Origin of the sequence: Sapientia aquatica (genome assembly GCF_004358105.1) — a bacterium.
Classification (GTDB): Bacteria; Pseudomonadota; Gammaproteobacteria; order Burkholderiales; family Burkholderiaceae_D; genus Solimicrobium; species Solimicrobium aquaticum.
The window spans coordinates 59,921-75,453 of the sequence record NZ_SMYL01000006.1; the positions used below are offsets into that span (position 1 = coordinate 59,921).

A 15,533-nucleotide genomic window follows, 5' to 3' on the forward strand; every position below is an offset into this window, starting at 1 on the left:
GGTTTATTTCAATTCTTTTGAGTAAGCGACATCGCAATCGCGCATTGCATCGCTTCTAACATACTGCCGATATCGGCGTGTCCGACACCTTGAGCTGCCAAATCAAGCGCAGTGCCGTGATCGACCGAGGTACGAATAATCGGCAAGCCTAATGTGATGTTGACGCCCATGCCAAAGCTGGCGTATTTCAATACTGGCAAACCTTGATCGTGGTACATCGCCAACACGCAGTCAGCCTGATTTAGGTACTTAGCTTGAAACAAGGTATCGGCTGGATAGGGGCCACGCGCATCAATTCCGCTTGCCTGCATAGCCGTAATCACTGGCGTGATAATCTCGATTTCTTCGCGCCCTAAATAACCATTTTCACCCGCATGCGGATTTAAACCGGCGACTAAAATTACCGGCTTTTCGATACCGAATTTGGTCTGCAAATCAGCGTGAATGATTTGAATGATGTGAGTCAGTTCATGTGCTGAAATCGCGTCAGCTACTGCGCGCAAAGATAAATGCGTAGTCGCTAACGCGACGCGCAAAGGTCGATGTTGATTGGCCGTTTTGGCGCAAGCTAACATCATCACTACTTTGGCGGTATTGGTTTGTTCGGCCAGATATTCAGTGTGACCTGAGAACGCCACGCCCGCATCGTTAATCGTTGATTTTTGTAGCGGCGCAGTGACTATGGCATCAAATTTACCTTGTTGCGCGCCTTCAATTGCTAAGTCCAAGGTTCGTAATACCGCCAATCCGTTACGAGGATCGAGCTGTCCAGCTACCACTGACTGAGCCAGCGGACAATTCAGCACCAACAGCGTTGGGGACGCAGTGGATGCAGATTCAGCAGGAATTTGGACTAGATCGCTGACTACTGACAATTGAATTTCAGGATCAATCTGACGTGCTAATTGATGTAAAAAATCACCATCGCCAATTAATACCGAACGGCATTGAAAACGTTCTTGCCATGCTGCACGCAACGAAATCTCAGGTCCTATGCCAGCCGGTTCACCGACAGTAATGGCCAACGTAGGTAGCTGAGATTTCATTACATGATGTCCTTCAAGCCGATCTGATTATTTATCGTCAGTACGGATTTCAACGTAAGCGCGGTCGCGTAATTGACGCACCCAGTCCGCATTCGCCTCATCCATTTTACGTTCACGAATAGTTTGGCGCGCTAACTGACGTTGACGTTCTTTAGAAGCTTCGTCGCTTTTACGTTCCAACAATTGAATCAAATGCATACCAGCAGGAGATTCAACCGGATCGCTGACCTCACCTTCTTTGAGTGCCGCAATGACGGGATCAAACTCAGCGATATCGCCTGGATAAATCCAACCTAAATCGCCGCCTTTGGAAGCCGACGAATCGTTGGAAAACGATTGCGCCAAGTCTTCGAATTTAGCGCCATTGTTTTGCAGACGCTCTTTTAATTCGATCAATTTATGGGTCGCTTGCTCTTTGCTTAAAGTCGGTGTGATTTTGAGCAAAATGTGGCGGATATGCGCTTGCGAAATACCGGTCGCATCCGGGTCAACTGTGCGACGACCGGTCAATTTTAGGATATGGAAACCGTTGGAACTTTTGATCAAGCCTGTCGTTTGTCCTTCTTTTAAATTAGCGAAGGCGTCGATGAAAATCTGCGGATAACGGTCTTGCGCGCGCCAGCCGAGTGAGCCGCCTTTGAGTCCTTCTGGCGAATCAGAATAAGTCGCTGCGAGCTTACTGAAATCTCCGCCACTCTTTACTTGTTGCAATACATTTTCAGCTTTAGCACGCAACTTAGTTAATGCTTCTGGGCTGACGTTTTCGGGAATGCGAATCAAGATGTGGGAAATTTCAACTTCTTGATTTTTTTGCGCATCCGATTTTTGCGCCGCTAAGAAATTATCGACTTCGGATTCGGACACTTGCACTTTGCTATCGACTTCACGTTCACGCACGCGCTGCAACAAAATATCATCGCGCACACCCTCACGGAACTGAGCGTAAGACGTGCCTTCTTTCTCAACTTGGTTGCGGAACACTTGCAAAGTCATTTTGTTTTGCTCAGCCATGCGCAACATCGCACGATCTAACATCACATCGTCAACGCGCATGCCATTATCGTGCGCCAATTGGGTCTGGGCTTTTTCGATAATCATGCGTTCGATGACTTGCTTTTGTAGTTCAGAGTGGGAAGGTAAGGCTACTTTCTGTGCTTTCAGACGCTGTTCGACCATGCGCATCCGATCTTCTAATTCACGCTTGGTAATGACTTCATCATTGACCACAACGGCAATACCGTTGACGGCAACCGACGGCAATTGCTCGGTCGGAGTCGTCACATTGGCACTCATTTTATCCTGCGCAAAAGCAGACACCTGTGTCAATGCGCACAACGCGCAAATGGTACTAATTGTGGCAATCGATAGGCTGCGGAAGGTGCGTTTCATAATCTAGACTTTGGTTATATTGACGTAGTTCAAACATTAAAAAAGTGACACATAATAGCAAAAGCAATTAAATACGTTTAGTAATTCGTTTGCTGGTAACTTGGTTGGGTTGTTGGCTGATTAATTGGCTGATAACCCGAAATACTGCGTTTAAGCACTTCCAGCGGATTGGTGCCAATGCGCGACAAACCATTTAATTCAAGCTGGAAAAATAATGACGTGGTCGCGCTTGAAGTGACATTGGCAACCGTTGATGGAACAACGTAACGTTGCGCCACAGCGCGGAAAACCCAACAATCCTGCTTGTATTCAAAGCCGACCAAGCCGTCTAAGATGCGGCGATCTTGAATCGAATAATTGCTGCGCGCCACACCATACCAACGTGGCGCCAATGGCCACTGCGCGGACATGTCAAGTTGTCTCATGCCTTCAGGATCGACTTGGCTGATTTGTTTGTAGCGGTATTCCAAGTTGAATACCTGCATCGGCGCTGGTTGCCATTTCAAACCAAAGTTCAGTTGCTCGGTGCTGGAAAAACTCTGACTATATTGCCAAGACGCTTGGGCGGTGAGATTGTTAGTGAGTTTTCCTTCCGCGACCATAATCAGATCGGAGCGGCTTGGTAACGTGGAATGCTGCGTGTAGATGGTTTGGTCACCGACGATGGAGGACGAATAATAATACGGACCATCTACCACCAGAGGCTGACTAAAACTAATCCGTTGAGCGATGGCAAAGCGCATACGTTCTTGCCCGTCGGCCTCAATGGCGCGGCTAATCAAACCAGTTGTCAACTGATTGGCGTCGCCAACGCGGTCTTGGCCAGAGAAGCGGTTTTCGGTAAAAATTTGCGCGAAGTTAATGTCCGAGACACCGGTGTCGAATTCAGGGATCTTGGTTTGATCGCGGTATGGTGTTTTAACGTAAAACATCCGCGGCTCCAGTGTTTGGGTGATTTCACGACCAAATACGGATGTTTCGCGCTCAAAATACAAACCGGTATCCAGCGAGAACGTCGGGACCGATAAAACCGGACTTGCTGGATCTCCAGTGGCTAAGTTGTCGCCCAGTTTGTATTCACTTAAGTGATACGAGAGTTTAGGTGTAACGAAAAAATAGGTTCCTAAAATGGGATAGGAAATCTGCGGCTGCACCACGAAGCGTTCGCCATTGACCAAGGTTGGATGGCTAAAGTTGGCGTATTCGGTATCCACCGCCCAATCGAAACCGCCAAAATCGTCAATCTTACCGGCATGGGCAAACAGTTTAGGCAAGGTTTGATACGGTTTACCGATGTCGTTGTTCGCGTCTTGCAAAACTTGATAATTGGCAGCGGTCAATCCAGCCGACCAAAATGGCTGGCCGTACACAAACGTTACGGTTTGGGGCAACAAATGCTGTGAGCTTGCAGTGATCGAATGCGAATAATCCACGGCATACTGATTATCGGAAGCGCGGTTGTAATTCAAATCCATCGTCAAGCCAGGCAATAAGGTCTCTTTGTGCAAGATACTCATTGAGTAGCGCGTCGTGTTTGTTTCTTGATCCGTTGGCGTGACTTCAATATGGGTCAAACCGCTATAGTCGGGATCTAAATAACGCACTTCAGCACCAAGTTGCGCGCCACGCTTGGCAATATATTTCGGGAACACCGTGGCATCACGGTTGGGCGCAATATCAAAATAATAGGGGACTGTTAACTCAGGACCACCTGATGTGGTGGAAGTAAATTCGGGCGGCAAAACTCCCGAGCGACGCGCATCCGAAATCGGGAAAGACATCCACGGTGAGCCAAGAATAGGCGCATTTTTAAAGAACACCACGCCGTTGCGCGCGACGCCCTCGTCCGTACCGGTATCCAAATCCAAGCGCGATGACTTTAAGTACCAATCCGGATTGGGGCCTTCACAGGTGGTATAAATGCCGTTTTCGACCACAGATTGGTCTTTATCGATGAAATCCATCCGCGTTGCATTACCGCGTGCATTGTTCTTTTCTAATTGATACACAGGATTAGTTAAGTAACCACTGCCGGTATCCATTTGCATTTGAAACGTGTCGCCGCTGTAGCAATCTTTGTTACGCAACATTTGCACGTTACCGTTAGCCATCACTAAATCTTCAACGGCGTGGTATTCAGCGGTATCCGCATTCAAGGTCGATGGGCCGCGCACGATCTCGACTTGCCCGTCAAAATTCATAATCCGATCTGGCCGCCCAGTCATCTGTTCAGCGCGTGCGGCAATCATATTTGGATCAACCAGCGACGCGTTTGCAGCTTGCATTTGACCGACTGCAGGAAACAACTTTGCCGATGATGCGACGTAGGTCGTCATTAATGAACCCCAAGACAAACTCGCTGGGGTGATGTTGAGTAATAAAGGTGGATTCGCAGCCGAAATTATTGCAAACGCGTTAGTGCCTAAATTACTCGCAAAATTAGGCGCAAGGATGGAGCTGGCAGATTGAACCGAATTCGCATTGGTCGCAGAACTAGTTTTGTTGGATTCAACTTTGACGCTACCGGCATCGGCAGTCGTTGCATTATTTTCTAAATTTACTCCGGCAAACACCGGTGCAGAGAAGGCCGTTAACACGGCCAAACTCATTTTACTCAGCAAGGATGGCGACAAATGAGATAATAGGGGATTGCGACGCATTGATTGAAGCATGTTTTATGCTGGGCTGTTTTTTAAAAAATAAGTCCCCTATTATAGGGGAACTGGCTAAATTTCCTTGCATCTTCTTGCGAATTATCCAAATTGCACCGTATCCACCTCTAAAAATAAGCAAATTGCTATGACCAGCTCTACCAAAACTACCTCGGCGTCCGCCCTTGACGCACAAAATGATTCTCGTCTCTTCCAACTACTTGACTGGATTGCCACACTATCGGAATTCGCGTTGCAGCCGGAATCAATCCAGCCCGCTTCGGCCGACGCGAGTTTTCGCCGCTATTTCCGCATTCGTGACGCCGAAGGCAAGACATTCATCCTGATGGACGCGCCGCAACCGCAGGAAGACGTGCGTCCGTTTATCCAGGTCGCGCAATTGCTGGATGAGACTGGCGTCACCGTGCCGCATATTTTTGCCAGCAATATCGAGCAAGGATTTTTATTGCTCAGCGATTTAGGTGTGACCATGTATTCGCATCTGTTAAATCAAGATACCGCGCAAAAACTCTACATCGACGCGATCGACAGCTTGGTGCGTATTCAATTGCATAGTCAGCCAGAAGTATTGCCGGAATATGACCGTGCGATGCTGCATAAAGAATTGCTGATTTTTCCGGAGTGGTACATCAACAAACATTTAGGTGCGACACTCACGCCAGAACAGCAAGCCAGTTTGGATAAAGTGTTTGAACAAATTTTAGCCAACACACTCGCGCAGCCCCAAGTCTATGTGCACCGCGATTACCATTCGCGCAATCTGATGGTGATGGCAGAAAACAATCCCGGCATTATTGACTTCCAAGGCGCGATGTACGGCCCGATTACCTACGATATTGTCTCGTTATTGCGTGATGCGTACATTGAATGGGATGAGGAGCAAGTACTCGATTGGGCGATTCGTTATTGGGAACGCGCGCGCCATGCTGGTTTGCCGATTAGCACCGATATCGATAGTTTCTATCGGGATTTTGAATTCATGGGCTTGCAGCGCCATTTAAAAATTCTCGGTATTTTCTGCCGCCTAGCATATCGCGATGGCAAGCAACAATATTTAGCTGATTTACCGTTAGTTTTGTCCTACGTGCGCAAAACCGCCCAGCGCTACAACTCACTGATTCCGCTGTTGCGCTTGCTCGATGAATTGGACGATAAAGCACCACAAATCGGCTACACGTTTTAACGCAAACAAGTAAAAACCTATGAAAGCCATGTTACTCGCAGCAGGACGCGGCACGCGCATGATGCCGCTGACTGAAAACTGCCCCAAGCCACTGTTAAAGGTGCGCGGCCGTCCTTTAATTGTTTGGCATATTCTGAATCTGGTCAAAGCAGGCATCACCGAGATCGTGATTAACCATGCCTATTTAGGTGACATGATCGAGCAAACGTTGGGAGATGGCAGCCAATTTGGGGCATCAATTAGCTATTCAGCCGAGTCCGAAGCGCTTGAGACGGCGGGTGGCATTGCCAATGCCTTGCATTTACTGGGCGAGCATCCTTTCGTGGCGATTGCGGCCGATATTTATTGTCCGCATTTCGATTTTTCCGAATGCCTCAATACGCTTGAAGACAACGATATGTGGGGCAATCCGCATCCCCATGACAAACGCGATGTGGCGTGGTTGTACATGGTAAAAAATCCCGCGCATCATCCGCAAGGCGACTTTGCGGTGCACTTATTAGGCTTAACTAAAGAAGGCGAACCGCGTTACACCTTTTCTGGCATCGGGGTGTACCGACCTGAAATGTTTGCTTCCATTCGTCCCGGCGAATCCGCTAAATTAGTAACGCTGTTGCACGACTATGCAGACCGCGGCCAACTCGGTGGCGAAGTCATTCAATGCGCCTGGACCGATGTCGGAACACCCGAGCGCCTAGCCGAATTAAACAAACCACTGGCATCTTCCAAGACATAAATTCTATGAGCCCCTACAAAGAACGACGCGACCAGCTTTTGGCGCAGATGCAAAGGCACGGCGGCGGTGTGGCAATTATCTCGACCTCGGCTGAAATGACGCGCAATAGCGACTGTTATTTCCCGTTTCGACACGATAGCTATTTTTATTATTTAACCGGCTTTACCGAGCCTGAAGCGACCTTGGTGCTAGTGGCTGGCGCAAGCAATCAAAGCATTCTGTTTTGCCGCAACAAAGATGTTGAGCGCGAGATTTGGGATGGCTTTCGGTTTGGCCCAGCGGCGGCCCAAACAGAATTCGGCTTCGATGCGGCGTTTCCAATCGATCAGCTCGATACCGAATTACCTTCTTTAATCACCGACCAAGCAACTTTATTTCACACCCAAGGCCACAACGCGCAGCTAGATAATCAGGTTTTACGCGCCATTAATGCGGTTCGCGCCAAAGCCCGCAGCGGCGCTTTGCCTCCGCACACAACGATAGATTTACTGAGTTTGCTCAACGAAATGCGCTTAGCTAAAGACGCGACAGAGATTGCGCTCATGCAACGCGCAGCGAGCATTTCGGGCGCGGCTCACAAGCGCGCGATGCAAGCCTGTCGCCCTGGACAATTTGAGTACGAATTAGAAGCCGAATTGCTGTATGAATTTCGCCGTAACGGCGCACAAGCACCGGCTTACAGCTCCATCGTTGCGACCGGCGCGAATGCGTGTGTTTTGCATTACAGCGCCAACAACGCCTTGATTAAGCCGGGCGATTTAATTTTGATTGATGCGGGTTGTGAACTCGATAGCTACGCATCGGACATTACCCGCACCTTTCCCGCCAACGGCAAATTCAACGCACCACAGCAAGCCTTGTATGAATTAGTGTTAGCGGCGCAATCAGCAGCCTTACAACACGCCCGAATTGGGGAACAATACATCGCTGGGCATAACGCGGCGGTGCGGGTTTTGACACAGGGAATGTTGGATCTTGGCTTACTCAATAAAAACGTCGTTGGCACCTTAGACGATGCCATTGCCAATAACGCTTTCCGCCAGTTTTATATGCACGGAACCGGACACTGGATTGGTCTGGATGTGCATGATGTCGGCAATTATCGCGCGACCCAAATCAACGATAGCGGGTCAGAGAAGGACTACCGCACGCTACAAGCCGGAATGGCGATTACAATTGAGCCCGGCATTTATGTGCGACCTGCGGAAAACGTGCCCGAGCAGTTTTGGCATATCGGCATCCGCATCGAAGACGACATTGTAATTACCGAAGATGGGCCGCTTAACCTGAGTCGAGATACGCCGAAAACCGTCGCTGAAATCGAATATGTTATGCGCCACTATTCCAATCAATATTGAGCAACATTTCTATGCAACTCACCCCTGAATTTGATATCGCAATTTGCGGCGCTGGCCCCGTTGGCCAAACCCTCGCTGCCTTGCTAATCAAACGCGGCATTGCCCCGAAACGTATTGTCTTAATCGACGCCAAAACGAGCGAGCAAGCCGCTAACGATGCGCGCACAATTGCCTTGTCTTATGGTAGCCAACAAATCCTGCAAGCCGCTGGTGCTTGGCCGGTCAGCGCCACCGCCATTGAACAAATTCACGTCTCGCGCCGAGGACATTTTGGTCGAACCTTAATTGAAAGCAGCGCGCACAATGTGCCCGCTTTGGGCTACGTCGCGCGCTACGCCAATATTCTCAAACCGCTAGGAATTGAACTCGCAAAATACAGCTCTGAATTAACCTTTTTACGCCCTCTCAAAGTCAAGGAAATCGATGCAAGCGAGGGACCATACGCAAGCGTTACTTTAGAAGATGGGCGCGCCATTAGCGCTGCCATTGTGGTGCAAGCCGAAGGCGGGGTATTTAGCGACCAAGCGCCACAAACAAAGCACCATGATTATCAGCAAACCGCGCTGATTGCGCACGTCAAAACCAGCATCCCGACCGCGCCGCGTGCTTACGAACGCTTTACCGAAGAAGGCCCGTTGGCCTTGTTGCCGCTCGAAGATGGGTACGGCTTAGTGTGGTGCTCACGCCCCGAGAACGCCGCCCGATTGATGGCCCTGTCTGACGCGGATTTTTTGGCCGAATTACAGCATAGCTTCGGTCAACGTTTAGGACGCTTCACCAGCGTTACTCCGCGCAGCGCCTACGCACTGGGTTTAAATGCCCAAACCAGCGCTCTAGTTGGGCGCTCAATTTGCATCGGCAATGCCGCGCAAACGCTGCATCCGGTGGCTGGGCAAGGATTGAATTTAGGCTTGCGTGACGCCTTCCAATTGGCGCAATTCCTTAGTAAATCGCTGGAACCAAGCGCGCTACAAGATTTTTATAAAGCACGCCAAACCGATCGCAATACAACCATCACCTTAACCAGCCAAATGGCCCAGTTGTTTGCCAGTTCGCCCGATGGTAGTTTGCGCCAAACACTGTTCAGTTCCGCTCTAGGAATCATTGACCTGTTCAAACCAGCGCAAACCGTGCTGGCCGAACAAATGATGTTTGGGCGCCGATAACGCTCGTTGAATGGCGGTGGATTTCGGTCCTCAAATCCACCGCTCGCCTCCCCTCCCACGCACTTTCCCACCGTTATTTCCACATAAAAAAACTGCCAATCCGATGGTTGGCAATGCCATTTTGATCAGCTTTCTTGCGCCATCACAATCGAACTCAATCCTTATTTGAAGAATTAGCGCCACAAGTTCACAATTTCGCCCATGCTAAGGAAGCAACATTGCTAGCCTCAGAATCATAAATGTGAATTTTTATGTCTTTTTGCATTTGCACATCGAAAATTCATTTAACTGCCATAAATCCATGATTTAATAGATTTATCAATGTTTAACAATAAAAAAATACCCTAAGGCAACTATTTTCCAACCTATCTTTCAAAGCAAAGGATTGCATATGGAATGGCTACATTCGATTTTTGCGAAATCACCCGAGATCGCTTTATTTCTCTGTCTGTCTTTAGGCTATCTGCTTGGTAAGGTGAAGTTTGGCAAATTCCAACTTGGCGGCGTGGCCGGCAGCTTACTGGTCGCGGTGTTAGTCAGTCAGGTCGGCGTGCATGTCGATGCGGGCGTCAAAGCGGTGTTATTTGCCTTGTTCATTTATGCCGTCGGCTACGAGAGCGGCCCGAAATTTTTTAGCTCACTGGGCAAGCAATCCATCAAAGAAATCATCATGGCCGCGGTCATGGCCGCAACCGGATTACTCACCGTGGTCATCATGGCGAAACTGTTCGCCTTAGACAAAGGGCTGGCCGCCGGTATCGCAGCGGGTGGTTTAACCCAATCGGCCATCATCGGCACAGCCAGTGACGCGATTACTAAACTTGGATTAGACGCGGGCGAAGTCGCGCGCCTACAGGGCAATGTCGCCGTCGGTTATGCAGTCACTTACGTCTTTGGCTCGTTTGGCGCAATTATTGTTTGCGTCAATATCCTGCCCAAACTGATGGGGCGCGGCATTCGTGATGATGCGATCAAAGCGGAAATGGCCATGAATTCTGGCGTGCAAGTGTTAGGCCAAGGACAAGCTAATGCGGTCACTGATTTAGTTGGTCGGCTGTATCAATTAAACCAAGCAAACTCGATCGCGAAAATTGAAGGTTTCAGCCCCAGCGCCGCGATCACGATAGAAAAAGTAAAACGTGGCAGCAAGCTGATTGCGATTAATCCGACTTTAGAATTGCTGGCTGGCGACATAATTTTAATTGTCGGACGCCGCGATTCTATTCTAGAAGTCGCACCCCAATTGGGTACAGAAGTGTTTGATGTGGACGGCATGGATTTAATCATGCAGCGCAGCGATGTGATTTTCTCCAACCAAGAATTCAGCAATAAAACACTGCAAGACATTCGACTGCAAGCCAAAGAAATGACGCGCCATGGCATCTTTCTTGAAAAAATAACGCGCGCTGGCACGGCGCTACCGATGCAAGCAGACACAGTCATTGAATTGGGCGACGTGGTCTCGATTTATGGCGCGGAACAAGATGTGAAAAAAGCCTCAGCAATTATCGGCGTCGCCTTAATTCCTAGTCCAAAAACCGACTTTGTATACATGGGCGCTGGCTTGGTGGTCGGTTTGTTGGTCGGCTTATTAAGCGCAAAAATCGGCTCCATCCCATTAACTTTAGGCAGTGGCGGCGGCGCATTATTATCCGGCTTGTTATTTGGTTGGTACCGCTCCAAACACCAAACTTTTGGCGAAATGCCGCAGCCTGCAGTGCAATTATTGAAGGACCTCGGTCTTGCCGGTTTCGTCACCGTGGTCGGTTTAACTTCCGGCTTGCAAGCGGTAGAAACTATCCAAGCTCAGGGCTTTACTATTTTTGGCGTGGGAATGGTGGTCACCATTCTACCGATGTTAATCACCATGTTGTTTGGCCGTTACATCCTCAACTACGACAACACCGCAATTCTTGCCGGCGCATTATCGGGCTCACGCAGCGCCAATCCGGCCTTTGGTGAAGTGTTAGACAAAGCCGAGAACTCGATTCCCACTGTTCCATTCGCCATTACCTACGCATTAGCCAATGTGTTTTTAACGTTGCTCGGGCCGCTCATCGTTGCGTTTGTTTAGCGCCGCTCGATTGTATTTTCTGAACTGGTTTACGCATTGCAGCACCTAGTTCCACACCCACTCGCAAAGGAGTATCAACATGGATTTCAGCAATAAAGAAAAGCTCGCCGCCTTAAGCCCATTCGAATTGAAAGATGCCTTGATTGAAACCGCCAAAAAGCAAGGCAACCGCATGTTGCTCAACGCTGGCCGCGGCAATCCTAACTTTTTAACGACCACGCCGCGCCATGGCTTTTTCCAGTTTGGCTTGTTTGCAATGAGCGAATCCGAGCGTTCTTATGTCTATATGGATGACATCGGTGGGTTCCCCCAATTAGACGGCATCGAGCAGCGCTTTGAGATTTTTACCCACGCTAACGCGCACGTACCGGGCGTTAAATTTTTACAAGCCGCCGTGTCCTATGTGCGCGACCAGCTTGGCTTGTCGGCAGCAGACTTTTTATACGAAATGTGTGAAGCGATTTTGGCCTGTAACTATCCGGTACCAGATCGCATGTTGCGTTTGAGTGAAAAAATTGTCGCCGAATATATACACCGCGAAATGATCGGCGATCATCCTTTTGCCGGTAAATTTGATATGTACGCGGTCGAAGGCGGCACCGCGGCCATGACCTATTTATTCAACAGCTTCCGCGCCAATCATATTTTGAAAGAAGGCGACACCATTGCGCTGGGTATGCCGATTTTCACGCCTTACATCGAAATCCCGCATTTGGACGATTACAAATTGGTGCAAATCGCCATTGATTCTCCAGCAGAAAACAACTGGCAATTCACCAAAGCTGAACTCGATAAATTATTAGATCCAAAAGTCAAAGCGTTCTTCTTGGTCAATCCAAGCAATCCACCTTCGGTCAAAATCAGCGATGAAAATTTAGCCTATATCGCTGAGATCGTTAAAAAGCGTCCCGACTTAATCATTCTGACCGATGACGTGTACGCCACCTTTGCCGACAATTTTGTATCTCTGTTTGCAATGTGCCCATACAACACCGTGTTGGTGTATTCGTTTTCCAAATATTTCGGTGCCACTGGCTGGCGCATGGGCGTCGTTGCGACGCACGAACACAATATTCTGGATCAAAAAATTGCCGAACTACCGGAAGCCACGAAAAAGCAATTGGATGAACGTTACAGCTCCATCACCACAGAGCCGCGCAAATTAAAGTTCATCGATCGCTTAGTCGCCGACAGCCGCACGGTAGCGTTAAACCACACCGCTGGTTTATCAACACCGGTTCAAGTACAGATGACGATGTTCTCCTTATTCTCGCTCATGGATGAACAGCAAAACTACAAAAAAGCCATGAAGAGCATCGTTTTGCGACGCAAACAAGCGCTCTATCGTGAATTAGGTTTGCCTATGCAACACGATCCAAACTCGGTGCGTTACTACCATTTACTTGATATGGAAGAAATCGCCACCCAAATGCACGGGGCGGATTTTGCTGCGTGGTTGCTCACCAAACTCAAACCGAATGAAGCGCTGTTCCGCTTGGCGGAGGAAACGGGCGTGATTTTGTTACCAGGTCGCGGATTCGGCACAACGCATCCATCGGGCCGCGTCTCGTTGGCTAACTTAAACGAATACGATTACGCCAATATCGGTAAATCGATTCGTAAATTGGCCGAAGAGTTTTACGCTGAGTTTAAAAAATCTGGCGGTAAGTAATAGTTAATCAGCAGCATTCGACTTAAGGCGAGGCGGCCGACGCAACGTTAGCCGCCTTCACTTTTACGATTGACTTGAGTGCAAATAATTTACAATACTCGCTTTCCTCAACTCAGCAATCCGCATGCAACGCTTAACCCTTTATTGGCAATTAACCCGCTTCGACAAACCCATCGGCATATTGCTGCTGCTTTGGCCCACGTTATCGGCCTTGTGGCTTGCCTCCAACGGCCAGCCGGATTGGAACCTGGTGTTGATTTTTACTTTAGGCACAGTGTTGATGCGCGCTGCCGGTTGCGCGATTAATGATTATGCGGATCGGGATTTTGATAAGCACGTTAAACGCACCGCCGAGCGACCACTCACATCGGGCAAAATCGCGAGCTGGGAAGCATTAATGGTGGCCGCCGTGTTGGCAGTCGCGGCATTCAGCTTAATCATTCCGTTAAATGCGCTCACCAAACAATTATCGATTGCAGCGGTAATCATCGCCGCGAGCTATCCTTACTTCAAACGCTTCTTTGCGATTCCACAAGCGTATCTTGGCATCGCGTTTGGTTTTGGTATTCCGATGGCGTATGCGGCGATTCAAAATCAAGTTCCCACGCAAGCGTGGATTTTATTAATCGGTAATGTTTTTTGGGCCGTCGCTTACGATACTGAATACGCGATGGTGGATAGAGATGATGATGTAAAAATCGGGATCCGGACTTCCGCCATTACTTTTGGCAAATACGATGTTGCAGCGGTTATGTTTTGCTACGCGGCAAGTTTTGCGCTGTTATTCGCGGTTGGTTGGTCGCTCGGCTTGCGCTTGTGGTTTTCGTTAGGGCTGGTGGGAGCTATCTTGTGCGCAATTTATCATTACTTTTTAATACGACATCGCGACCGTGCGTCTTGTTTTATCGCTTTTCGACACAATAACTGGTTAGGTTGTCTTATTTTTATTGGGATAGCTTTAGATTTTGCGCTACATTAAATTTTGACTAACGAATCAGGCGTATCTTGGTCTTGTTGGTAAATGTTTGTTCGCAGCATTTTTGTCACACTTTTATTCATTCGATTGGAGAAATCATGAGCTCAGAAAACCACAACGACGCATTGATGCACGACCTGCAAGCTGTTATTCACGATGCAGAAGTTTTACTTAAGAACTCAGCATTACCTTCTGGCGATGATTTCAAAAATGCCAAAGCGCGTTTTGAAGCGACAATCAAAAACGCCAAAGACGAAATCGTTCGCTTAGAGCGCTTGGTCGTCAACAAAACCAAAGAAGCCGCTAAATCGACCGATACCTATGTCAAAGAAAATCCTTGGCAAGCAGTTGGTTTGGGCGCAGCGGTTGGATTGGTGATTGGCCTGTTAATTAGCCGTAAATAAGCGGTCGCACATAAGCCGGCAGCAGTCCAATCACGATACAACTTCAACTCTTGGCGCATTGTGGCTACTATTAGGTAGCCACAATTTTGTAGCCACAAATTTTTATTCACTCACCTCAATACACCTCAATGTCCATTTCCGCCAGCATTAACCGCATTGTTTCAACCTTCGTCGCGATATTGCAAACCCGACTGGAGCTGGTCACGGTTGAACTGGAAGAAGAGTTAATCCGTTTCGCCACCTATTTTGTTTATACGCTGATCGCTTTATTTTGCGCCGGCGTCGCGATTTCATTGGGCATCTTGTTAATCATCGCCGTGTTTTGGGATGAACATCGCGTTGCGGTTTTACTGAGCTTGATTGGCGTATTCAGCGCCTTAAGTGTTTTCATCGCCGCTTGGCTGCGGAATCAGCTAATCAACAAGCCGCGCTTGCTTGAACACAGCATTGCTGAAATCAAAAAAGATGCGGAGCTGTTGCAGTTTCGTGAGCAAACCAATGAATCAGAGGAGCAAGCATGAGTCGCGCTAAACGCTTAGCCCAACGCCGCGCCCTTTTGGTGCTCGAATGTACGCTGCAACGCACCACCTTAATCGCGCAAAGCCGCGCCTTAGGTCAAGCAACTGGCTGGATCAAAAGCAGCGATGGATTAATCAAACGTTTAAAAAATATGCCAGGCTGGGCCAGCGCCGCGTTGGCGGGCTTATTGGTCATCATGCCGGGACGCGCCATTTCGGTGGCTAGAAACGGGCTCATGATTTGGCAATTATGGCGCTCGATTTCTTCGGCAATCGACAAAAAAGAAACGCCTTAATTTTCTACATTAAGGCGTTTATCGTCTACTACGCACTATCGTC

At 48.7% G+C, this 15,533-nt stretch carries 13 protein-coding genes; 10 read left to right on the plus strand and 3 right to left on the minus strand.

The genetic code is table 11. The features are described 5' to 3' along the window. Positions 1-8: 8 nt before the first annotated feature. From pdxA to E2I14_RS12595, 3 genes are all read right to left on the minus strand, one after another. Positions 9-1,046 (minus strand): 4-hydroxythreonine-4-phosphate dehydrogenase PdxA, encoded by a 1,038-nt coding sequence (pdxA, locus tag E2I14_RS12585; protein WP_133329038.1) that lies wholly within the window; start codon positions 1,044-1,046, stop codon positions 9-11. A gap of 27 nt (positions 1,047-1,073) precedes the next feature. Continuing rightward, on the minus strand, positions 1,074-2,435 hold the full coding sequence (locus tag E2I14_RS12590; RefSeq protein ID WP_133329040.1) for a peptidylprolyl isomerase: 1,362 nt from the start codon (positions 2,433-2,435) through the stop codon (positions 1,074-1,076). Between the two features lie 77 nt (positions 2,436-2,512). Further along, a complete protein-coding gene (locus E2I14_RS12595) occupies positions 2,513-5,107 on the minus strand; it encodes an LPS-assembly protein LptD (RefSeq protein WP_133329042.1) in 2,595 nt (864 codons plus the stop codon). Positions 5,108-5,234: 127 nt separating this feature from the next. On the opposite strand from E2I14_RS12595, the gene E2I14_RS12600 reads away from it, so the two are divergent. From E2I14_RS12600 to E2I14_RS12645, 10 genes are all read left to right on the plus strand, one after another. Continuing rightward, the gene (locus E2I14_RS12600) at positions 5,235-6,290 is read left to right on the plus strand and encodes an aminoglycoside phosphotransferase family protein (RefSeq protein WP_133329044.1); all 1,056 of its coding nucleotides are present in this window, start codon (positions 5,235-5,237) and stop codon (positions 6,288-6,290) included. Positions 6,291-6,309: 19 nt separating this feature from the next. Next, entirely contained in the window at positions 6,310-7,026 is a 717-nt protein-coding gene (gene murU, locus E2I14_RS12605; RefSeq protein ID WP_133329046.1) for an N-acetylmuramate alpha-1-phosphate uridylyltransferase MurU, read from the plus strand. Positions 7,027-7,031: 5 nt separating this feature from the next. Then, positions 7,032-8,384: an aminopeptidase P N-terminal domain-containing protein gene (locus E2I14_RS12610; protein ID WP_133329048.1), complete on the plus strand. Its 1,353-nt coding sequence runs from the start codon at positions 7,032-7,034 to the stop codon at positions 8,382-8,384. 11 nt (positions 8,385-8,395) lie between these two features. Further along, positions 8,396-9,550: an FAD-dependent monooxygenase gene (locus tag E2I14_RS12615; protein WP_133329050.1), complete on the plus strand. Its 1,155-nt coding sequence runs from the start codon at positions 8,396-8,398 to the stop codon at positions 9,548-9,550. Between the two features lie 391 nt (positions 9,551-9,941). Then, positions 9,942-11,624 carry an aspartate-alanine antiporter gene (gene aspT, locus E2I14_RS12620; RefSeq protein WP_133329052.1) on the plus strand — a complete coding sequence of 561 codons (1,683 nt, stop codon included), beginning with the start codon at positions 9,942-9,944 and terminating at the stop codon, positions 11,622-11,624. 79 nt (positions 11,625-11,703) lie between these two features. Beyond that, positions 11,704-13,296, plus strand: a complete 1,593-nt coding sequence (locus E2I14_RS12625) for a bifunctional aspartate transaminase/aspartate 4-decarboxylase (protein WP_133329054.1) — start codon at positions 11,704-11,706, stop codon at positions 13,294-13,296. A 124-nt stretch (positions 13,297-13,420) separates the two neighbouring features. Then, a complete protein-coding gene (gene ubiA / locus E2I14_RS12630) occupies positions 13,421-14,275 on the plus strand; it encodes a 4-hydroxybenzoate octaprenyltransferase (protein WP_133329056.1) in 855 nt (284 codons plus the stop codon). Between the two features lie 95 nt (positions 14,276-14,370). Beyond that, positions 14,371-14,676: a DUF883 family protein gene (locus E2I14_RS12635; RefSeq protein WP_133329058.1), complete on the plus strand. Its 306-nt coding sequence runs from the start codon at positions 14,371-14,373 to the stop codon at positions 14,674-14,676. A gap of 128 nt (positions 14,677-14,804) precedes the next feature. Next, positions 14,805-15,197, plus strand: coding sequence for a phage holin family protein (locus E2I14_RS12640; RefSeq protein ID WP_133329060.1), 393 nt, complete (start codon positions 14,805-14,807; stop codon positions 15,195-15,197). Then, positions 15,194-15,490, plus strand: a complete 297-nt coding sequence (locus tag E2I14_RS12645) for a YqjK family protein (protein WP_133329062.1) — start codon at positions 15,194-15,196, stop codon at positions 15,488-15,490. The genes E2I14_RS12640 and E2I14_RS12645 overlap by 4 nt, the downstream gene beginning before the upstream one ends. Positions 15,491-15,533 lie beyond the last annotated feature (43 nt).

Coding starts and splice junctions, on each gene's coding strand:
- aspT (WP_133329052.1), top strand. CDS start 9,942: ATGGAATGGCTACATTCGATTTTTGCGAAATCACCCGAGATCGCTTTA.
- E2I14_RS12640 (WP_133329060.1), top strand. CDS start 14,805: ATGTCCATTTCCGCCAGCATTAACCGCATTGTTTCAACCTTCGTCGCG.
- ubiA (WP_133329056.1), top strand. CDS start 13,421: ATGCAACGCTTAACCCTTTATTGGCAATTAACCCGCTTCGACAAACCC.
- pdxA (WP_133329038.1), bottom strand. CDS start 1,046: ATGAAATCTCAGCTACCTACGTTGGCCATTACTGTCGGTGAACCGGCT.
- E2I14_RS12625 (WP_133329054.1), top strand. CDS start 11,704: ATGGATTTCAGCAATAAAGAAAAGCTCGCCGCCTTAAGCCCATTCGAA.
- E2I14_RS12590 (WP_133329040.1), bottom strand. CDS start 2,435: ATGAAACGCACCTTCCGCAGCCTATCGATTGCCACAATTAGTACCATT.
- E2I14_RS12615 (WP_133329050.1), top strand. CDS start 8,396: ATGCAACTCACCCCTGAATTTGATATCGCAATTTGCGGCGCTGGCCCC.
- E2I14_RS12610 (WP_133329048.1), top strand. CDS start 7,032: ATGAGCCCCTACAAAGAACGACGCGACCAGCTTTTGGCGCAGATGCAA.
- E2I14_RS12595 (WP_133329042.1), bottom strand. CDS start 5,107: ATGCTTCAATCAATGCGTCGCAATCCCCTATTATCTCATTTGTCGCCA.
- E2I14_RS12600 (WP_133329044.1), top strand. CDS start 5,235: ATGACCAGCTCTACCAAAACTACCTCGGCGTCCGCCCTTGACGCACAA.
- E2I14_RS12635 (WP_133329058.1), top strand. CDS start 14,371: ATGAGCTCAGAAAACCACAACGACGCATTGATGCACGACCTGCAAGCT.
- murU (WP_133329046.1), top strand. CDS start 6,310: ATGAAAGCCATGTTACTCGCAGCAGGACGCGGCACGCGCATGATGCCG.
- E2I14_RS12645 (WP_133329062.1), top strand. CDS start 15,194: ATGAGTCGCGCTAAACGCTTAGCCCAACGCCGCGCCCTTTTGGTGCTC.